This is a genomic window from Sphingobacterium anhuiense, assembly GCF_042686355.1.
GTDB classification, from domain to species: Bacteria; Bacteroidota; Bacteroidia; order Sphingobacteriales; family Sphingobacteriaceae; genus Sphingobacterium; species Sphingobacterium anhuiense.
Genome location: NZ_JBHUPE010000005.1, coordinates 757,335 through 779,098 on the forward strand (window position 1 = coordinate 757,335; position 21,764 = coordinate 779,098).

18 protein-coding genes and 1 tRNA gene are annotated in these 21,764 nt (G+C 37.5%); 3 read left to right on the plus strand and 16 right to left on the minus strand.

The window, feature by feature from the left end:
• The first annotated feature begins 15 nt into the window (after positions 1-15).
• Together ACFS6I_RS15060 and ACFS6I_RS15065 are read left to right on the plus strand one after the other, a co-directional pair.
• On the plus strand, positions 16-1,284 hold the full coding sequence (locus ACFS6I_RS15060) for a Gfo/Idh/MocA family oxidoreductase (RefSeq protein WP_132772727.1): 1,269 nt from the start codon (positions 16-18) through the stop codon (positions 1,282-1,284).
• Positions 1,285-1,302: 18 nt separating this feature from the next.
• Positions 1,303-4,701, plus strand: a complete 3,399-nt coding sequence (locus ACFS6I_RS15065) for a DUF1080 domain-containing protein (RefSeq protein ID WP_380921818.1) — start codon at positions 1,303-1,305, stop codon at positions 4,699-4,701.
• 174 nt (positions 4,702-4,875) lie between these two features.
• On the opposite strand, the gene ACFS6I_RS15070 is transcribed toward ACFS6I_RS15065, so the two are convergent.
• From ACFS6I_RS15070 to xerD, 12 genes are all read right to left on the minus strand, one after another.
• Positions 4,876-5,205, minus strand: coding sequence for a DMT family transporter (locus tag ACFS6I_RS15070; protein WP_132772730.1), 330 nt, complete (start codon positions 5,203-5,205; stop codon positions 4,876-4,878).
• 98 nt (positions 5,206-5,303) lie between these two features.
• The gene (locus tag ACFS6I_RS15075) at positions 5,304-5,864 is read right to left on the minus strand and encodes a Crp/Fnr family transcriptional regulator (RefSeq protein ID WP_132772732.1); all 561 of its coding nucleotides are present in this window, start codon (positions 5,862-5,864) and stop codon (positions 5,304-5,306) included.
• 480 nt (positions 5,865-6,344) lie between these two features.
• A complete protein-coding gene (locus ACFS6I_RS15080) occupies positions 6,345-6,557 on the minus strand; it encodes a hypothetical protein (protein ID WP_168127478.1) in 213 nt (70 codons plus the stop codon).
• 34 nt (positions 6,558-6,591) lie between these two features.
• On the minus strand, positions 6,592-7,302 hold the full coding sequence (locus ACFS6I_RS15085) for a siderophore-interacting protein (protein ID WP_380921820.1): 711 nt from the start codon (positions 7,300-7,302) through the stop codon (positions 6,592-6,594).
• A 78-nt stretch (positions 7,303-7,380) separates the two neighbouring features.
• A complete protein-coding gene (locus ACFS6I_RS15090; protein WP_380921822.1) occupies positions 7,381-8,244 on the minus strand; it encodes an AraC family transcriptional regulator in 864 nt (287 codons plus the stop codon).
• A gap of 95 nt (positions 8,245-8,339) precedes the next feature.
• Entirely contained in the window at positions 8,340-8,948 is a 609-nt protein-coding gene (locus tag ACFS6I_RS15095) for an alpha-ketoglutarate-dependent dioxygenase AlkB family protein (protein WP_380921824.1), read from the minus strand.
• Positions 8,949-8,977: 29 nt separating this feature from the next.
• A complete protein-coding gene (locus tag ACFS6I_RS15100; protein ID WP_380921826.1) occupies positions 8,978-9,829 on the minus strand; it encodes a methylated-DNA--[protein]-cysteine S-methyltransferase in 852 nt (283 codons plus the stop codon).
• 44 nt (positions 9,830-9,873) lie between these two features.
• Positions 9,874-10,377, minus strand: a complete 504-nt coding sequence (locus tag ACFS6I_RS15105) for a GNAT family N-acetyltransferase (RefSeq protein WP_380921828.1) — start codon at positions 10,375-10,377, stop codon at positions 9,874-9,876.
• A gap of 371 nt (positions 10,378-10,748) precedes the next feature.
• Positions 10,749-10,820: transfer RNA gene (locus ACFS6I_RS15110), tRNA-Arg, on the minus strand.
• Positions 10,821-10,893: 73 nt separating this feature from the next.
• Complete coding sequence (locus tag ACFS6I_RS15115; RefSeq protein ID WP_021191776.1) at positions 10,894-11,433, minus strand: hypothetical protein; 540 nt, start codon at positions 11,431-11,433, stop codon at positions 10,894-10,896.
• A gap of 20 nt (positions 11,434-11,453) precedes the next feature.
• On the minus strand, positions 11,454-13,766 hold the full coding sequence (locus ACFS6I_RS15120) for a TonB-dependent receptor (RefSeq protein ID WP_380921830.1): 2,313 nt from the start codon (positions 13,764-13,766) through the stop codon (positions 11,454-11,456).
• A 243-nt stretch (positions 13,767-14,009) separates the two neighbouring features.
• Entirely contained in the window at positions 14,010-14,915 is a 906-nt protein-coding gene (gene xerD, locus ACFS6I_RS15125; protein WP_021191774.1) for a site-specific tyrosine recombinase XerD, read from the minus strand.
• Positions 14,916-15,003: 88 nt separating this feature from the next.
• On the opposite strand from xerD, the gene ACFS6I_RS15130 reads away from it, so the two are divergent.
• Positions 15,004-17,859 carry a M16 family metallopeptidase gene (locus tag ACFS6I_RS15130; RefSeq protein ID WP_380921833.1) on the plus strand — a complete coding sequence of 952 codons (2,856 nt, stop codon included), beginning with the start codon at positions 15,004-15,006 and terminating at the stop codon, positions 17,857-17,859.
• Between the two features lie 79 nt (positions 17,860-17,938).
• Here ACFS6I_RS15130 and ACFS6I_RS15135 read toward each other — a convergent pair whose 3' ends face one another.
• From ACFS6I_RS15135 to ACFS6I_RS15150, 4 genes are all read right to left on the minus strand, one after another.
• Complete coding sequence (locus ACFS6I_RS15135) at positions 17,939-18,400, minus strand: copper resistance protein NlpE (protein ID WP_380921835.1); 462 nt, start codon at positions 18,398-18,400, stop codon at positions 17,939-17,941.
• A gap of 132 nt (positions 18,401-18,532) precedes the next feature.
• On the minus strand, positions 18,533-18,820 hold the full coding sequence (locus ACFS6I_RS15140) for a SelT/SelW/SelH family protein (protein WP_380921837.1): 288 nt from the start codon (positions 18,818-18,820) through the stop codon (positions 18,533-18,535).
• A gap of 104 nt (positions 18,821-18,924) precedes the next feature.
• A complete protein-coding gene (gene ygiD, locus ACFS6I_RS15145; RefSeq protein ID WP_380921839.1) occupies positions 18,925-19,809 on the minus strand; it encodes a 4,5-DOPA-extradiol-dioxygenase in 885 nt (294 codons plus the stop codon).
• A gap of 108 nt (positions 19,810-19,917) precedes the next feature.
• Entirely contained in the window at positions 19,918-20,748 is an 831-nt protein-coding gene (locus ACFS6I_RS15150) for an AraC family transcriptional regulator (RefSeq protein ID WP_221197786.1), read from the minus strand.
• Positions 20,749-21,764 lie beyond the last annotated feature (1,016 nt).

Sequence of the window (21,764 nt, forward strand, 5' to 3'; positions counted from 1 at the left end):
ATTTATTAAATAAGTATGAAAGAAAAAAATAGCTCCAGAAGAGATTTCTTAAAGAAATCCATCACAGGAGCAGCGGCATTTTCAATTGTCCCTAGATTCGTATTAGGGGGACAAGGATATTTGGCTCCAAGTGACCATTTAACGAAGGGCATCATTGGCGTAGGTTCAATGGGGCGTGGTCATTTTGGATACGCGGGAACAAAAACAGTGGCGATATGTGATGTCGACACAAGACATTTGGCTCTAGCGCAACAGGCTTTAGGTGGCGGAGTTAAAGAACATCATGATTTTCGTGATTTAATTAAAAACCCTGAAGTAGATATCGTGCATATTGCAACTCCTCCGCATTGGCATGGTTTGATGTCTTTGGAAGCAGCGCGTGCAGGAAAAGATATCTGGTGTGAAAAGCCGATGACACGTACTATCGGTGAAGGAAAACGTGTCAAAGAAGCGATCGCACAACATGGTAATATGTTTAGATTAAATACCTGGTTCCGTTTTGCCGATAATTTCTACGGAATGAATGTTCCTGTTAAAAAAATTAAAAAATTGGTAGATACAGGTATGTTGGGTTGGCCGTTGAAAGTAACGATCAGCAAGCATACTGGTTTTGACTGGAAATTTTTCTGGGTAGGGAAAGAAAACCTTCCTGTTGAACCTGTACCAGCAGAATTGGATTATGAATTATGGTTAGGTCCTGCACCTTTCAAACCTTATAGTACGCACCGCGTGCACACAACTTTTAGAGGGTACTGGGATTACGATGGCGGTGGTCTTGGTGATATGGGCCAACATTATTTGGATCCTGTTCAATATTTCTTAGGAAAAGATGGCGAAAGTCCTGTATCGGTAGAAGTTGATGCGCCGCAGCAACATAGTGATGCGGTCGGTACCTGGAGAAGAATTGTTTATACATATGCTGATGGCTGTCAGATTATTTTAGATGGTGAAGGTAAAGATGAAGGCATGGCTTATATAGAGGGACCTAAAGGGAAGCTATATAAAGGCTTTGTGTCTGATATACCGGATATGGAAAGGAAACTGGCACAATTTCCTGAGCCAGCACCACAGATTACAGATTTCTTGGAATCGGTACGTACACGCGAGAAATTTGCATTAAATGAAGAGAACGGATATCGTTCATGTACATTGGTCAACATGGGCTTGATTGCCTTACGTTTAAACCGCTCATTGAAATTTGATTCTACAAAAGATGAGTTTATCAATGACGATGCAGCAAACCGTTTAGTTTATCAACCGATGCGTGGCCCTTGGTCAATGTAATTTTCTAATCTATCTAAAATGAAAAAAGTTTTTAATACGATATCTGCCTTATTAATACTTCAAGTGGCAGCATATGCACAACAGCCCCAAAATAGAACGACTGCTACTAAAATAGCTGATGTACTGGGGCAGCAACCTACCGAAGAAAAGGCTAAGTTTTTATACGCGATGAATGAGTTGGAAAACTTTACATCAAGTGAAATCGCGGCGATGCTAAATCAATTGAAACCGCAGGGCCAAAACAATGCGCAAGTAGAGTATGCCACAAATAGCTATTCTTTCTTTGTTAACCAACCAGGCAAAGAAAAACAGAAAGATGTATTTGTACAAGGTCTATTGGATGCATTGGGTACGGTGAAAGAGGATACCAACAAAGCTTTTGTATTGCGTCTTTTACGTCAGTGTGCAACGAACGCTGCTGTGAGTAAAGTAGCTACTTATTTAAATACACCGTATTTGGCTGATGGTGCGGCACGCACATTGGTCTCGATCAATACGAAAGAATCAAGTGATGCATTAGCACAGGGATTAGCGAAAGTAACAGATGAAAAATGTGCAGTTGCGCTCGTGACCGCTTTGGGAGATGTTAAAAATCAAGATACCGAGACGGCTATCATCGCTTTGATCGATAAGTTCAAATCGGATAGCTTCAAACGTACTGCTTTGATTGCCCTGAGCAAAATTGGAGGAACAGCAGCGCTTCCGATCTTTGAAAAAGAGCTTAAAACTGCAAATTACAGTTATGATAACCTGAATGGTATCGGTTTAGGTCTGGACTATGCCGAATCTCTAATTGAGAACAAAAAAAATAAAGAAGCAATTGCTTACTTAAATACTTTGTTTGCTGAGGCTTCTAAATTGAAAGCAATCAATGCACAAGTAGGATCGTTAACTTTATTGACAGGATTGGATGCTAAAAAACAAAAGAAAAACTTGTTTGCGGCGGCTCAAAACGAAAATAATGTCTACCGTCATGTTGCTTTAAATCTATTGCACAAATACGGAGATGCAAATGATACTAAAAAACTATTAGGACTAGCAGCGAAATCAAGCCCTGCTGTGCAAGAATCATTATTGAATTATATTGCTCAAAACGGTTCTATAACTCAATTAAAAGCAATCGAGAAAATTGTTAGCAAGTCTACAGATGCGCATGCTAAATTAGCGGGGCTTTCGGCGATCAATCTCCTTTCTAAAGGTGCTGACTCGAAAGCTTTAATTGATAATTTGTCTACTGATGCGCAACTGAATGAATCGATCAAAGCACTTTTGTTAAGTTCAAAAAATGAACAGACAATGGACGTGATCAACAATTCATTAGCAACTGTTGATGATGCTAAGAAAATCCAATTATTGGATATTTTGAGCACAAGGGCAAATGCTAATTCTTCGCAAGCTGTATTGGCTTTGAATAGCACCAATTCTGATGTAAATAAAGCCATCAACAAGGCTTTACCAAATGTTGCACAGGAGAAAGATCTAGAAGTACTTGTTAATCTATTGACAAAAGCGGATGAGGCTTCAAGCAGGAATTTAGAGGTTGCGATTGCAAATGTGATCCAGTCTAGTCCTAACAAAGAACAACATATCCAAAAACTTGCTGCGAATATTTCCCGTTCTGCAGCACCTAGTGCAACCAAATTCTTTCCAATTTTTGCCAGACTTGGCGATCAGGAGTCTTTGAATGCGGTTACAAATTACTTGAAATCTGATAATCCTGCTCTTCGTGATGCCGCTATTTTAGCGATCGCAGACTGGTCGACTCCTTTAGCTTTAAATGAGCTTATCCAGTTGTCAAGAACAAACTTATCAAGTAGTTTAAGTGAAAAAGTATTTGCTGGATTGATCAAGAATATCAATAGATCAAGCGAAACAAACGATCAGAAGACCCTTTTATTGAAAGATGCTTTTGCAGTTGCTAAAAATAACAATCAAAAAAGAACTGTTTTAGGTTCTCTACAAAGTACGGGCACTTACCAAGCGGTGGTATTTTCAGGTAAGTTTTTGAAAGATCCGGAACTGAAAGGCACTGCCGTTAATACAGCTATGAACATTGCTTTAGATAATAAATCTTTTATAGGCTCTGATGTTCGTAACATACTGAATGAGGTGGTCAGCAATTTAAGTGGAAGCGAAAGTGCATACTTAAAAGAAGCTGTGCTTAAGCATCTTGCTGAAATGCCTAAATCTGAAGGTTTTGTAAGCCTATTTAACGGACAGGATCTAACAGGCTGGAAAGGTCTTGTGGCAAACCCGATTAAGAGAGGTCAAATGACTGAAAAAGAATTAGCTGCTGCGCAGGTAAAAGCTGATGAGCAAATGCGTCAGGGATGGGTTGCTAATAATGGTGAATTGATTTTCAACGGTAAGGGAGATAACATTGCTACGGTTAAACAATATGGCGATTTTGAGATGTTGGTTGACTGGAAACTGGATAAAAACGGTAAAGAGGGTGATGCTGGGATTTATCTTCGTGGTACGCCACAAGTTCAGATCTGGGACATCTCTCGCGTAAAAGATGGTGCTCAAGTAGGTTCGGGTGGTCTATATAATAACCAAAAGGCTGAATCAAAACCATTATTGGTGGCTGATAATGCCTTAGGTGAGTGGAACACGTTCAGAATTAAAATGGTTGACGATAAGGTTACTGTTTACTTAAATGGTAAATTGGTTACCGATAATGTGCCTTTAGAAAATTATTGGGATCGCAATCAATCTATTTTCCCGACCGAGCAACTTGAGTTGCAGGCCCATGGTACAGTGGTGTCTTATAGAGATATCTACGTAAAAGAGCTGGCTAGAAAAAATGTATTTCAATTGAGCGCGGCTGAAAAGAAAGAAGGTTTTGAGGTTCTGTTTGATGGTACAAACTTAGATAAGTGGACGAAGAATGATGGTTATGTGATCAGTGATGAAGGATATCTTAGAGTAGTGCCAGATGCTAAATTTGGTGGTAATCTTTATACAAAAGAAGAGTACGGAGATTTCATCTATCGTTTTGATTTCAAATTGACAGAAGGTGCAAACAATGGTGTGGGTGTCAGAGCTCCTTTAGAGGGTGATGCCGCTTATGCTGGTATGGAAATCCAAGTGTTGGATAACACTGCAGATATCTATAAAGATTTGAAACCTTACCAATACCATGGTTCGGTGTATGGTGTTGTAACGGCTAAAAAAGGATTTTTAAAGCCAGTAGGCGAGTGGAATACGGAAGAAATCGTTGTAAAGGGTAACCGTGTTAAAGTTACTTTAAATGGTACAGTGATTCTTGATGCTGATATTGCAGCGGCAAGCAAAAATGGTACTTTGGATGGTAAAGATCATCCAGGTTTAAAACGTACAACGGGTCATCTTGCCTTCTTAGGACATGGTTCGGAAGTATTCTTTAAAAATATCAGAGTAAAAAAATTGAAATAAGGATTATACCATTTCATTTTATAAGGTCCTTATTACGTAAAGTAATAAGGACCTTTTTTTTAACATTAAACCAAGAACGATGAGTTGTGTTCGGTTTCTCCATCGTGCCACTCAAGGTATATTTTATGGTTGAAAAAAAATATATTCAAAAAAATATATTTCAGATGCTATCGCTTAATGTGAGGCAGCTTTTGAAAAGAAATTCATTATAATGACTCCGGCAACAATCAAAACAATACCAATCACTGCTGGAAGATCAAGTGATTGTTTGAAAATAACAACCGAGATAACAGTTGTTAAAACAATACCGATACCACCCCAAGCTGCATAAGCAATACTAAGGGGAATAAATTTAAGCGCCAGGGAAAGAAAATAAAAGCAAGCTATAAAAGCCAGAATAGTGACAATAGATGGAATTAACTTTGAAAACCCATTGGATACTTTTAAAAAACTACTGCCAAGTAATTCAAATGCAATAGCTAAGCCTAAAAATAAATATTTCATTTTTTTATATGATTAAGAATCATACAAAGGAACGGTAGATTGAGATTGTTTTTTTTGATATATATCAAATTCAGTTAAAATTTCGATACAAACTATCATTATTTTTTTCGGATCCGGCTTAATGTTTCCTGAGTTATACCAAGATAAGAAGCGATATGTCCTAGCGAAATGCGTTGTGCCGCTGCGGTTTCATTCTTAAGCAGCGTATTGTAACGCTCTTCAGCAGATTCAGTCTGTAAAGAAATGGCACGCTCCTCTAATATTTTGCAATATTCTTCTGCTAATTTTCTCCCAATGGTTTCCATTTGATGATATTTTTGATAAAGCTCATTCATATCTTCTCTGGAAATATAGTAAATAGAGGAATCTTCTAAAAACTGAATGCTCTCTAAAGAAGGAAGATTGAAGAAAAGAGGAATCACTGAACCTAAGATCATATTTTCGATACCAAACCAAACATTGATCTCCCGATCTTCTTTATTGTAAAATGCGCGCACAATTCCTTTTTCAATAACAAACATATTGGATACAACTTGCCCCTGTTTAAGAAAAAAATCACCCTTTTGTTTGGTCATGAATTTAGTTCTCTTAATCAATTCTTCCTCAAGATCAGTATGAATTGGTCCGTATTTTTTTAGCTGTTGGATTAAGAAATTCATATTTTCTGTATTACTTCCCTATAATATTAAAACTTGCAAGTGCCGGTTTTACCGCTTGCGTAAGAACGCATTGCAACATAAGGAGTATCTATAAAAGATAAACGTTTACAAAACAAACCATATGTTGTCATGAGGTTTTAAATATACCTATCGAAGTTGGAACTACCAATCTGCAAAGTGAATTTATTGATGTTATGTAAAGCGCAAAATTCCGCATGTTTCAGTTGCAATTCGTAGATATTGTATGTTATTTCCAAGAATCATATACTTGCTAGTAGCTAATTTTCATCAACTGATCTTAAGATTTGATTTTTGATTGAGTTACATAAATCCTTGATTTTTGAACAGCATAATGCTCGAACTATAACAATTTTATCGTTGCTACGACAGAGAGCTTTATCCTGATTAAAAATCTAGATTAGTAATTAGCGTAAATATGTTGATATTAAGGTTAGCTACACGACCCTATATTTGATCTGATTAGTAGGGAAGCTCTTCGCAGTGAAAGCCTTTATCCTGCAACAGCCCGATGATAGATTGTGGATTTTCCTTTAAAGTATCGATGCGTAAGATACGATCGCAATCCTGTAGATCGAAATTCCATCTGCCCGGTGTGCAGTGTTCATTTAAATCATATTCTAAAATGAGAATGTCTTTTTCAGTTTCTACTGAGGTTTTAAATACATAAATCATGCAGTTCTTAATTTTAAATTTTTAATACAATCTGTTATAATCCTTTTTTTCCTTGTAGCCAATATCCTTGTGTAGTTATACGGTTTACACCGTTTCTTTTAAGGGCCTTTCGAAAAGCTTGAACGGAAGTGACATTGCCAACTAAAGTGTAGCTGGCATGAAGCCAGTTTTCATGATGAAAAATGGGAAGACCATCGACCCATTCTGCATCGGAAAACGATCCATTTTTTGGAAAGATACTACAGTTTTCTAAGCCCAACAGCTCAGGAACTTCTCGATTTGCATCGTCTAGTTCTAGATAGAACTGGAAGGAATGATTGTTTTTTTTGAGTGTGGGAAGTAGCGAATAGGCCAATCCGAGCGAAGTTTCATCGCCGAATAGTAACTGATGCTGAAATTTTGGGTTATACACCTTATGTCCCCTCGGGCTACTGATATAGAGATGATCACCAACGCTTAAAGTGTCTGCATAACTGCTTCCGGGACCATTATTGTGGATGTGAAAGATAATGTCCAGGATACCCAGTTGCATATCATGATAGGCAATCGTATAATTCCGGTATTCGATTTCGTTTACACGGATCACACTCGCATAGCCAATCTGGAAATTCATTTTGGCAAGGTCGCTCTGAAAACGCACCTTTTTAAGATGGGGGCTGAGGTAAGTGGTGCCGATCACTTCAGCACGTTGGCCAACGAGACTTTCTAGTATGCCGCCTGCCCATTTGGGTAGTGTTGATATCATGGTATTGCTTTTTTGTTCATGACAAAGAAACAGCTAATTTGTAACGCAAACAATGGAGCAAAGGAAGAGGGTATTGGACTAATCGCGGTTTTTGTTCCGAAAGGATAGTGCCGACATTCCGGTCACTTTAGTGAATAATCTCGAGAAGTAGGGGTAATCCTCAAAACCTAAGGCATCGGCGATTTCTTTAACTGACTTGTCAGAATGATAAAGCAGACGTTTAGCTTCTAAAATGATACGCTGTTGGATATGATAGGACACAGGGTAGCCGGTGACGTCTTTGACACATTCGTTCAGATAGGGGGTAGAGATATTGAGACCCATAGCATAGGCTGCGGGCCTTTTTATAGCGAGAAAATCACTTTGCAGGGAAGCCTTAAATGCTTTTGTGATAATCTCAGATCGTGAAAGTTTGTCGACAGGTATAGCGCCCTCGAGGTACATCGAAGTCAAGAGCCCAATCAATGTATTGCAGCTGTCTTTTAATAAGGCGTGATACAATTGCTGATTTTTTCGTGCAGATAGGGTAAGGCATAGCGATGCACTGTTGGCTAGGATAGAAAAGATATCTTCTTGAACCATTAGAGGTTTGAGTGGAGCCAGCTCTTCTAACAAATGGAGGTATTCCGGATTTATATGTTCACTATTGATCCTCAAAAAACTACCGCTCACATTTGTCAGAGCAACAATACGATGTACCTGATGTGGATGTATATATAGAATAGAAAAAGGCTTTACAGTATATTGTTGAAAATCTATTTCGATTTCAGTAGTTCCATTTTCCAACAGAAAGAACGAATGGTAGTTATCACGGTGTGATCGTCTGACGTCATCCAGATTCATGATATCCTGTTCATCAAAGTGCGCTTTGCCTATACTGATTCCTGAACTGAATTCAGCAGTCATTGTTTTTATAGGGATGGACTTATTTTTTTGACGCATGATAGGGATGTGTATATCTTCAAACCTGATTATTGCACAGCTAAGAGAAGCTAAAAATACGAGAAATTATTAAGACGTGGTGTGCACCGTCTATTTTATTCGACAATTGTTCTAAAAGTGAGATTAATCCTTGGAGAGTGAATCTTTTTAGTAGGTGGCAGTCGATGTAGCCAATGGGATTGCGTCTCATCTTTCATGACCAATAAACTACCATGTTCTAAGATCAATCCTACATTTTCTTTCGTTTGTTTATGCTTAAAAGCAAATTTACGGACAGCCCCAAAACTCAATGATCCGATAGCACCATTTTTCTTTAAATCTTTTTCGCCATCACTGTGCCATGCCATACCCTCATCGCCGTTATGGTAGAGATTTAATAAGCAAGAATTGAACGTTTCTCCCGTTGTTCTTTCAACTATTTCTTTTAATTCCAATAATTCTATTGACCATGGAAGAGCATGCTTGGTTGTATTGGAATAGGTATACTCAAAAGGTTTCTCACCGTACCAAGCGACTTTTCTTTTCGTTAATATATGTTTACCAAAAATAACGGCTTCATCGTTACGCCATTCGATGGCTGTCAATAGTTTTTCATAAAAGTAATCTGCACGTTCCTGTCCCAGTACTTTCCCATAATAATGTACTATTCCGTCCTTTGGAAGCCAATTTTTCGTACTATCAATCGGATATTCAAATAATTCCATACATAATGTTTAAATGGTGCTGCTTCGTATTATAATTCCTGCTGTGTTTTGGCACTTTCCCATCCTATAATAGCTGTTTTTCGAGTTGGTCCCCACATATATCCTCCTGTTATGCCAGAAGATTGGATAATGCGGTGGCAGGGAATAAGAAATGCAATGGGGTTACTGCCAACAGCTGTACCAACAGCTCTAGCTGCTTTTGGATTTCCGATCTGTTCCGCTATTGTTCCATATGTAGCCAGTTTCCCCATGGGTATTTTGAGTAAACTCTCCCACACACGCAATTGAAAGTTGGTGCCTTTGAGATGTAATTTAATCTGTGAAAGGGCAGACCAATCGTTTTGAAAAATGGATAGGGCATTTTGTTGCAGATCGTCATCCTGTTGCTGAAACACGGCATTTGGAAACTTAGCCTGTAAATCGGTGAAAGCTTTTGCTTCATTACTTTCAAATGCGATATAGCATACTCCTTTGGCTGTAGATGCAATAATTATTGGACCAAAAGGACTGCCTGCATAACGGTAATTGATCTTGAGAAATTGACCTCCATTTTTATATTCAGCAGGAGTCATGCCTTCGATATTGATAAATAGATCATGTAAACGGCTGCTGCTCGAAAGTCCGGTATGGTATGCGGCATCAAAGAGTGTAAGTTCTTTGTTGTCATCAAGCAGTTTCTTGGCATATTGCAAACTGATGTACTGTAAAAATTTTTTAGGACTTGTACCTGCCCAGTCTGTAAAGAGCCGTTGAAAATGAGCGGGGCTTAAATGAATTTTTTCAGCGACTTCATCCAAATTTGGCTGTTCCTTAAAATGATGTTGAATATATTCGATAGCCGAAGCGATTCGATTGTAGTTGAGATTTGATTGTGTTTCCATTTTCATTTTAATTTATACCCAAATTTCATCATGATTGTCTTTGTTTACAATCCGAAACATGCGGAGTTTTGATTCGGCGTGATCGCTTTAACCATTTTGTAATTGATAAATGCTACATCTTTTAAAATCACTTCCTGCTCTTTTACTGTTGTAAATCCCATTTTTATAAAAAATGGTTTTGCCGTCTTGCTTACATCTGCCGTTAAGCGATCGGTGTTCTGTCGCCTTGCCTCTGCTTCTATATATTGGTAGAGCTGGGAAGCTATTTTTTGACCTTGGTAATCTTTATGAACAAAAAATAAATCAATATAACGACCTTCAGCTAAGGTACAAAAGCCGACAATACTGTTGTTTAACACAGCTATGAGTACATACTGCTCTGTTAAGACCCGATTCCATCGTTGCATATTCTCACTACCGGAACTCCAAACCGCTATCTGCTCTGCGCTATAATCTTGGATGCAAATGCTCTTAATAGTACCGACAAACAGTTCCTGCAGGGAAACAATATCATGAAGGGTGCCAAATCTAAACGTAATTTTTTCCAAAATATACTGGTATAATGTTTTCTCTTTGATTGTATGGGCTGCTCTAGACCATTCTTTTTATTGATATGATGTACTGCTGATTGATGAGTCAAACTTAATAATATTGTCTTTTATATCCAAAGTACTGGCTTGACAATTCATGTCCATTGCACAAATTGCTTTACTATTATTTGCAATACGCAGTGACTTTAGATTTCTTGAGGATGAGGTTTTTTAGTTTTAGTCACAAAAAAATATCAGGGTGCTGCTGCGGGCTGTTTCATCGTAATATAGGATTTTTCTAAAGACGCTGGATGGAATGAAATGGGAAATTTGTACGTTAGAAATTATAAAAAAAGCAACGTTTAATACTATTAAACGCTGCTTTTGTGTGTCCCCGAAGGGAGTCGAACCCATATCAACAGAACCGGAATCTGCAATTTTATCCATTAAACTACAGGGACATGCTAGCAAAGATATACTATTTCATGAAAAATGAAAATAGCTAAATGCAATCTCTTGCCAACATCCTCATCTTTAGTCAATAAGATTTAAAGTTACATTTACTGAAATATCTGGAGTACCGCCACCAATGCTTTGGTAGCTCGAATTGTTCCAGTCTGCTGCGGTAACCTTCGTTTTATTTAGACCGTGCATCAAGACAATTTTCATTGGAATAGCACTTGCTTTGTCTAATACTTTCCAGTTGCTTTTTAAACCTACCTGTTGATCTAAATACGTAAAGGTGATCTGCTCCTTTGTAGGGCCTACGAAGAAAAACTGATGCTCATCGGCATCGTCAGAAATTTCCTGTTGTACCTCATGTCCATCAAAATCCTTTAATTTGATATCTAAATCATAGTTGCCTTTTTTTAAATTTAACGACTGTGGTTTTGTATCGGTAGCATCGATGATAACTTCGACTTTGGCATTTGTTGTTTTTTCTGTAAAACTTAAAGTCATGGTTTTCATTTCTTCATTATCATGTTCGTGGACAGGATCGTCTTTTTTACATGAGTTGAAAAGGAGAACTGCTGCGATCAGTACTAATTTGCTGCTGTTAATGATTTTTTTCATGATAGCTGTATTTGTTATGATTAGAATGTGTAATTAATTGTCAACTGTATATTTCGGCCTACACCATGACTGTAATAACGGAATAGATCTGTGTAAGATTTGTAGGTGCTATTGAATATGTTTTCTACCAAAAGGCGAGTTTGCAATTTATTGTTGCTAATAAGAGAGCCTAAACTAATGGAACCATTGATAAGCTGATACGCCGATGGTGCGGGGGCCATCTCCATACTAGTTGTTGTTAAAAACTGTTTGGCATAGATTTCTTGACCTAAGGCAAATTTCACGTCATGCATCCAGTTCGTCTTGCCCCTTGTTGTAAAAGCGATTTCATGTGTATACGATAGGGGCGGAATAAGAGGCAGATAGTTTTTTTCATCTAGGTTACGGGCGTAGATAAATGAGGTGTTTGCACTGTAATCTAAATGTTCACTGATGGCATATTTTCCCTGTACATCAATTCCGGCCAATAATGCATTGTTTTGACTATACTGCCAGATCGGAAATGTACCTGAAAGATTTTGTACGTATTCTTCGGTCGGTTTTACGTAAATGTAATTATTGATGTAGTTAGCATAGATGTCAATGTTTAAGAAATTTTTCTGCTCATGGATATTTAAACTGGTGATCCACTTTAATCCTTTCTCTGCTTTTAATGCTGCATCTCCTCTTTCATAGCGTGCTGTACTTTGGTGTACGTTTTGGCTGTACAGTTCTTGTGCAGATGGAGCTCTCCAGGCAAGCCCTAAGTTTGATTTAAGAGTCATATGGTTGTCGAGAGTATAGGATAAACCGAGGTTGGTCGACAAGTTATGAAACTGATTGTCGCCACCATAAGCTTTACCATAAAAGTCATACCCTGCAGCATCGAAATTCTTAAAATCATAACGAGCTCCTAATTCGTAGGCAAATCGGTCTTTTTGCCATTGATATATACCGTATGCTCCGATATTAAAGGCATTGTAATTAGGAATTAATGGGGTATTAAAAGTCCCAGCAATATTGTTGTTAACCTGTGTCTGCCCCTGAAGGCCAGTGATAAATTTTTGATTTAAGCCCTCAATAGTATAAGATGCATCAAGTGCATGTGTCCGTAAAACCATATCCATGCTTGGAATTGCGCTACGGCCTGCACGTCTTTTATCGTATTCCTGCCGGTGGTTATTCTGGTAAGCATATTTTATGGATAAGGTTTTAGCATCGCTCAAGCGCTGGCTGTAAGCAAACTGAAATACCTCGTGTTTAACCTCTTGACGGGGAGCATCAATATGGTATGAGAATCCGAAGAGTTCGCTGGGATACGGTCTCCCATAGGCTAGACGTTCCTGAAAAGAAGTAATATCGCCGATATGAGTAGAAGATAAAATGCCCGCTTCATTGTGATATTGTTTATAGGAAGCTTCAAAATTAGCGTCTTTGTATTGATAATTTACTGCAGCATTTAGGTTGTAAATGCGCTGCCCGGTATTGTTCAGATAATAATCGGGAGTTTTTCGATTACCACTTTTGCTGTAGTTTCCATTGAAAGACCATTTCAGTCCTGCTATGGGAGTGATGCCCTCCAGGTTTAATGCGCTTTGCATACCTCTGCCGTTTGTGAAACCGTTTAGACTGACTTGCCCGCTAAGGCTATCAATTTTATTCCAGGGCTTAGTGGAAAGCAGAATTGCTCCACCTAATGCTTCACCACCATAACGTAAGCTTTCTGCTCCCTTTACGACTGTAATCGCATTCGCTGCGTACACATCAATTTCTGGAGCATGGTCATTACCCCATTGCTGACTTTCGAGTTTCATACCATCATTAAGTATCGCCAAGCGATTGCCGTAAAGACCGTTAATAATGGGCTTATTGATGGTAGATCCGGTCTGCAGGAGATGGACTCCGGAGATGTTTTTTAAAACTTCTGCTAGCGAACGGTTTCTATTTTCAGTTAAAGCTGTCGCATTGACCTGTTGTGCAATCTGTGTTTTGGCGGCAACCTGATAACCGTAAACCTGTGTCTCAGCAAGTCTCTTAACGTCTTTTTTTAGTCTTATCAGTACGGGACGGTCATTTTTCACATAAGTAGTGTCATTTTCGTAGCCAACGAGTGAAGTCACTAATTTTATCGGGAAGTTCTGTTCAGTAATAAATTGAAATTCACCCGAAAAGTTGGAAGTTATCGCTTTCTTATGTCCTTCGTAGTGTAGGTTAGCTCCATGAATGGGACTGGTGTTTTCTAACGCAATGATCTTTCCGCTTATTTGTTTTTTTTGTGCAAATAGGCTGTACGAAGGCCATAATGAGATGAATACGGGTGCCAATATAGAGATGACGCTGAACTGTTTTGTCATGCTTAAATTAAATTACGCCTCAAAAATACAACATTGTTGCATTAAATTAAAATAATAATGCAACAATGTTGTATATAATTTAAAAAGTCATGGTTTATACCGCTTTATAATACAAATGGATTACCCTTTATTTTTTTGAACCGTGGAGATTGGTCCAAATAATCAAAATGGTACAGGTATCAGCTAACGAATAAGTTAACTATAAAAAATTAGGGTTGTGATTTTAGAGTTATAAATATCCGATTAGGAACGGGGATGATATTGGGTAATCACGCTCTGTAGATAATCGCGGTCGATATGGGTGTAGATTTCTGTAGTTGTGATACTTTCGTGCCCCAGCATATCTTGTACGGCACGTAAATCTGCCCCTCCTTCCACAAGATGAGAAGCAAAGCTATGTCTAAAAGTGTGCGGGCTAATGTTTTTTTGAAGACCAATTTTTGTAGCCAGCTCTTTTATGACAATGAATACCATAACACGAGATAAAGCAGCTCCACGCTTATTTAGAAAGACAAAATCTTCCTGCCCCGACTTGACTTTAATGTGCGGTCGGACTTCATTGATATAAATTTTCAAGTATTTAATGGCTTGGCTCCCGATTGGAATCAGACGTTCTTTATTACCTTTTCCTTCAACTTTGATAAATTCTACGTCTAAGTAAAGATTTGATAGTTTAAGACCTACCAGCTCCGAGACCCGAAGTCCACATCCATACAACACCTCAAGAATTGTTTTGTTGCGCATACCTTCGGGAGTTGATAAGTCGATGGCATTGATAAGTTGATCGATTTCTTGGATATTAAGCACGCTAGGTATCTTTCGGGCAATTCGAGGGGCTTGAATTAATTCGACTGGATTATTTTCCCAATCGTATTCCAAGAGTAGGAAATTATAAAATGTTTTAAGTCCTGACAATAGGCGTGACTGCGTGAAGGGAGAAATACCAAATCCATTTATCCAGATCAGGAAGCGCTGTATATCCTTACTGGTTATTTGTTGCAATGTCAATTTATTTTCTTCACTGTATACTTCCAGTTTGGAAACATCATTGAGGTAAGCTTCAATAGAATTATCGGACAGACCGCGTTCAAATTTCAAAAAACGGCCGAATTCTCGTTTTAAAAGCAACCAATTATTTTCTTCCTTCATGCATAACAAAAATACAATAGATTAATTGTACTTTCGAACATTAATTTTATAAAACAACTAAATTAAAAACTTAAGGTAAATCAAAAACATGAGATTTATTAAACCAATTGCATTAACATTTTTGTTGCCAACTCTTTATTGTACAACCCCTAGTACTGCGGCAACATCACTTCGTGCTGAAGCGAGAGCAATTTTAGCACAAGACACCGTTAGTTGGAATCAAAAACTTCCTTTTGACAATGAGGTGCTTACAGGTAAACTTAAAAATGGTTTCACTTACTACATCCGTCGAAATGTAGAACCAGAAAAAAGGGTTACGATGTATTTAGCAAACAAAGTAGGTTCTATATTAGAAACAGATGACCAGTTAGGCTTGGCTCACTTTTTAGAACACATGAACTTTAATGGTCTAAAACACTTTCCTAAAAACGAGTTGGTCAATTACCTACAAAAAGCTGGTGTTCGTTTTGGCTCCGATTTGAATGCTTATACCGGATTTGATGAAACGGTTTATCAATTGCCCATTCCATCTGATGATCCTGAACTGTTGAAAAATGGTTTACAGGTGATGCGCGACTGGGCACAAGATGCATTGCTCGCTGATGATGAGATTGATAAAGAACGCGGTATTGTGATGCAGGAAATGCGTGGCGGACGTGGTGTAGGTCAACGTTTGCAGGATCAATATTTTCCAATTGTTTTAAATGGATCTCGCTATTCTAAACGTTTACCAATCGGAACAGAAAAAATTATTACAACTTTCAAACCGGAGACGATCCGGAAATTTCATCAAGACTGGTACAGACCGGATTTACAGTCTATCATCATTGTTGGTGATATCGATGTGAAAGATATGGAAGCTCGAGTTAAAGCCTTATTTTCGGATTTAAAAGCTCCTGCTAAAAAGCTGGAACGTACCAGGTATAATGTTGATTTATTGAATAAAAATCAATTTATTGCCATTACAGATCCTGAACTTCCTTATACAGTTGCTCAGATTATGATCAAGAGTAAAGAAGAGAAAACAGTAACCGTAAAAGATTATCGCAAACAGTTACTGATTTCGGCATTTAACTCGATCGTTGCCGATCGTTTTTCTGAAATCATGCAACAGGCAGATGCTCCTTTTATGCAAGCTGGAGGCAGTATATCTGGTTTCATTGCCGGATTAGATGTGTTTTCGTTGATGGTAGTTCCTAAACCAAACCAATTGGAAGTAGGATTTAAAAAGATGATGACAGAATTTGAGCGCATCCAAAAATTTGGATTTACACAGTCTGAATTGGATAGAGCCATCATTTCAATGAATAAAAGTAATGAGACTGCTTATATAGAAAAGAGCAAGAAAAAATCGGATAGTTATGTAGGTCGTTATTTGAATAACTTCTTAAAAGATGATGCCGCATTAAGTAACGATGATAGTTATAAAATAACAAAACAGCTATTACCAACATTAACTTTGAAAGAGGTTAATGCACTGATTTCAAAATATTATACAGATCTGAATCGTGATATCATCATCATGGGTCCGGAGAAAGATAAAGCTACTTTACCTGCTGAACAAACAGTCAATAATTGGATAAAGGAAGTGGAGTCTCAGAACTTAACAGCTTATGAGGATAAGGTTTCTAAATTACCATTATTATCGAAGGAACCTGTTAAAGGATCTGTTGTTTCCAATAAGGAATTAAAAGAGATCAATGTAAAAGAATTGACTTTAAGCAATGGTGTCAAAGTGATCTTGAAACCTACCAATTTCAAGAATGATGAAATACGTATCTCAGCTTTTAGTCCAGGTGGTTCTTCCTTATATCCAGATGCAGATTATTATTCAGCGAGTAATGCTGCGGGTCTAGTGGATGCGAGTGGTGTTGGTCAATTGAATAATGTTGAATTGCAAAAGTATCTCACAGGTAAAAATATCGGGATCACACCGTATATTTCAGAAAGATATGAAGGAATCTATGGAAGTTCGGACAAAGAAGGTTTAAAAAATGCTTTTGAATTGATTTATGGCTATTTTACTGAACCTCGTCTGGATCAGGATGTTTACCAAAGTATCATCGCCCGTTCTGTAGGAAGTTTAGAAAATAGAGATAGTGATCCGTCAAATGTTTTCTCCGATAAAGTGAAAGAAACGCTTTATGGGGATAATATTCGCAGAAAAAATGCAACTGCCGATTTAGTGAAAACTATTGACAAAGATCGAGCTTTTCAAATTTATAAAGAGCGATTTGCTGATGCTTCGGACTTCACCTTTACCATCGTAGGTTCTTTTACTGAAGAAGAAATTAAACCTTATTTAGAAAATTACTTAGCGGCCTTGCCGAATCTTGGACGTAAAGAATCTTATAAAGATTTAGGTATAGTAGAACCAGCTCAAGGAAAGCGTGTTGTTGTTCATAAAGGGAAAGAGGATAAAGCTTCTGTACAATTAGCTTATTATGGTGATTATACTTATTCGGAGAGCGAAAATATCAATATGGAAGCCTTAGAAAGTATCTTGACCATTAAATTATTAGAACGTCTTCGTGAAGCCGAAAGCGGGGTTTACAGTGTGGGCGCTTCTGCTAATTATGGCAAGTTGCCACGTCAACGCTATAGTTTTGGTATCGGCTTTGGCACGGCTCCGGATAAAGTGGATGTGCTGATAAAATCTGCTGTAGATGAAGTCTCTAAAATTAAGAAAAGTGGACCTGTAAAAGAGGATATTGATAAATTTGTTATTGAACAAAAACGTCAATTAGAGCTACAACTTAAAGAGAATGGATTTTGGGTTAGCTATCTATCAGGATCTTATCAAAATCAAGAGGATGTAACGGAAATCTTGAGAAAATTAGATGACCTGAGTAAAGTGTCTGTAGAAAGTGTAAAAGCTGTCGCTGATAAATATTTAAAAGAAGACCGTATGTTTGAATTTATTTTGTTACCAGATGCAAAATAGATCTTAAAGTCTAAAAAAGAAAGCTCCTGAATACTATTCAGGAGCTTTTTTAATGTCATATGACGCTGATGATCAGTATCTATTTTATCTTTTTGAAGTTATAGAATTCTTCTAATTCTCCTTTAATTTCTTTACCTTCCATATCTAATTTCTTCATCATTCCTTCACCGACTTTATATTTGCTTTCGCCATCTTTCTCCTTTAAAATAATCGAGCCGCCGTCTGGAGTCCATGTGAACGTACCAGTTTCTTTAAAAGGTCCACCTTTTTCAAGATACTGTTCAGATTTTTCAAAAGTTCCATCCATATTTAAGGTTAAGATAACATGAATGCCCGAACAGTCTGCACATGGAAGAGTTCCTTCGTAGGTTCCAGCCCAATCAACAGAGTTTTGTGTATTATGCTCATCGTGAAATGCCGTATCTTGTTTAGTAGCAACTGTACTGCTGTCTTGTGCTGTTTTTTCTTTTGTTTGTGTTGAATTTTGGCAAGATGTAAATGAAGCAGTAATTACGAATAAGCCTATGAAGATTTTTTTCATTATAATATGTTTTATTTCTAAAAACGTGATGTGTTAATGTATGTACTTTTGCAATTTTTGTATTGTTTTAAGAGCTAAAACAATACTGTTCGTTTATAGTTTTTGTAATATACTTAAAAATGCAAAATATAATTATTTCTTTTCAGAGTGACCTAAATCTTTATCTGGGTTAATGTGATCTCTTATCAACTGTTTTAATTCCTTTATTTCAGGAAACCTTCCCATTTCTTTACGGTCAAATATGGGTTGCTGATCGATTGAAATGGCGTATTTGCCCGCTATTTCACTCGGAATCAGTAAGACACCATGAATATCTTCTGTAAAAGTACTTAAAATTTCTTGCGCCATATAGGCCGCGCGTAACATCCAGTTACATTTCGGACAGTATTCAACTGAAATTGTAGGTTTTGATATATCCATCTTTCTATATAGCTTATATGGCGAATATAAGGGATTTATTTTTATATTCTTAAACTGTGCTATTACTATTTACTGTGCAGCAATACGGATAATTGTCGTGTTTGTCAGCCAATTTTGAATGAAGTCATGGCAAGAGATCCTCCTATAGAGTTGTCGTTAAACAGCAGTAAATCATCTTGTCTATCTTTTAGTGCCAGGCTGTAGATCATGGGAAGATAATGTTCCGGTGTCGGAATAGCTAAATCAAATGCTTTTCCCTGGTTCCGGAAGTCGATCAAAGCTTTGTGATTACCATCTAAAATGTAATTTTTCATTTTTTCTTTTGCTTCCTGAGCCCAGTCCCATGCAAATCCCGCCTCATTTAATTTATCCCAGGCTACCATACGTAGGTTGTGGACCATATTGCCACTGCCTATTATCAATACACCTTTGTGACGTAAGGAAGCTAATTCCTGTGCTAATTCATAATGGTAAGACGCAGGTTGCGTATAATCGATACTCATTTGAATAAGCGGAACCTCAGCATCTGGGTATAAATGCTTGACAACAGACCATGCCCCGTGGTCAAGACCCCATTTATCATCCAATAATACATCAGTTTTTGTGATAATTCTTTTTGTTTCCTGTGCAAGTTCAGGGCTTCCGGGAGCTGGATACTGTACATCAAATAATGCTTGAGGAAATCCGCCAAAATCATGAATTGTCGGAGGATTATCCATAGCAGTAACGAATGTACCACGCGTTTCCCAGTGCGCTGAAATAACTAATATTGCTTTTGGTTTTTGAAAAGTCTTACCGATATTTCGGAATCCGTCCACAAATTCATTTTCTTCGATCGCATTCATAGGACTTCCATGTCCCAAAAATAACACGGGAAATTTCTCGGTTGCTTCAAAATTTTTAGATAAGTTGCGTAAGGAGTTTACTTTTAAAGCAGCTCCTGTTAAAGGTAATACAGCCATAGCGGTTATAAATTTTTTTCGATTCATGCTATTAACTCCTGATGATATATTGTTGTTGACAGCTTTTTAATAGTTATAACAAATATCGGAAGTATAATAGGAGGATAGGTATTGTTTTTTGGTAATAATGTTGTACTATTTGGAAATGATCGCTTTTATATCAGTCCTAAATTCTGTAGGCGTCTGCCCCGACTTTCGCTTAAAGACATTTGTAAAATAGGCTTTATCACTGTATCCTAATTCAAATCCAATTTCCGAAATTGTTTTATCGGTATTCATTAACAAATTTTTAGCTTCTATCAATTTTCTGGTTTCAATAATTTCGGAAACACTTTGCTGTAATATTTGATGACAGATCATATTAAGACCACGTGCACTCATAAAGAGTTTTTCCGCATAAAAATTTACGGATTCTGGGCGACGATAATTTTCTTCTAATATGGTTAAAAAGTTTTTAAATGTTGTACTAGAAGTCGATGAGTAGGGTAGGCCTTCTGGAAACTGTTTACGATATTCGGATTCGATCATCGTAAACAAGGTGCTTAATAATTGTCGGACGATACCCAAATCACTTTGTGTTTCGTGCATTTCATCAGCTATCATTTGAGCTATATGAACTATCCTTTGAAAACAAGCGGATGGAGTGATCCTAAATGTAGCTTGGTCATGAAAATGATTGTACAGTTGAAAAGTCGTTTCGGCAATAAATTCACTTTTGAATCGCAATACCCAAAATAGACATTTTCCTGCTTTTAACTTAGGTTTTACGCGATGTGTTTTTCCTTTGGTAACAAAACTTATAAATGGTGCTGCATAAGTTTCAGATTTAAAATCAATAAAATGTTCTAATTCTCCTTCAATACCAATAATTAACTCTTCGAAATCATGGTGATGAACATTATTTTCGCTTTGGGCGATGCGGTTTGCTTCAGCTACATCGACTTGATATATTTTGAAAATTTCCATCAAAACTTTTTTGATTTCTTGTTGATTTTAAAGTTATACAAAAAAATACAAAACCTTCGTTATATATCGGTTTATTTCACTTTTGTGTATTAGGGATAGTGGTCTTCAATACTATGATAGTGAGTATGTGAAAAATCAGCTTTATAGTAAGCAAGAGATGGGCGAGGTAATTACAGCAATTGAACCTAAGAACCGGGATTGGATTTGTGTTGTTCAGTATAATGATAAAGCAGCTCTTTAAACCAATTGAATCTGGAGAAATCTACCGCTGGTATCAGGGTGATACCATGTTATAAACAACTGGGTACCTTATTCTAGTATAATAGAGATATAACAGGGGGATAAGAGGGGGTTTATAGGGGGTTAATAGGGGTAAAGCCCTATTAACTCCCTATAAAATCCCAGTAATCTCTATGTTAATCCCAGTTTAAGTAATAATCAGGTCCCTATCAGTTCCCGATCAGGTCATAATATGCATTATTCCAGACTATTCCAACGAGGATAGCTTGGCTATATTAAGACACCACCACCTTTCTGGCCCATTTTGTAATATATACTATATAGTACAAGGTAGAGATGTGAGCCCTGTGGGCAGCATGAATAGGCATGAATCACCTTATCAGCTATAATAATAGTATATATAGTGTCGATGATTCGCTGTGCCAATACTCCGGAAAAATATATTTTCTGCGGAACCATTCCCTAAAAGGATACTGCATCCATAAAAGACGGCCCAGGACGGACAATCCACCCGCATACCCATTTTTACAGTTTAAAGCCAGGAGCGCCCGTTTCTGAGCCCCCGAAACAGCGCACCTCTAAAATTATCCACCACGTTATAAGCCCTTTACCGGTTTACGGCAAACTATTTCCAGAAAAGATTAGGAAGTGATTATAAAAAGTCGCTATCTTTGCACCACTCCGCAAGGGAGGAACGGCTGATCCGAAAGGATAGGCACTGAAAAAAGAAGGGTTTAATTCAGGTTAGACGCAGAAACAGCAGGAAAACAAAAAAA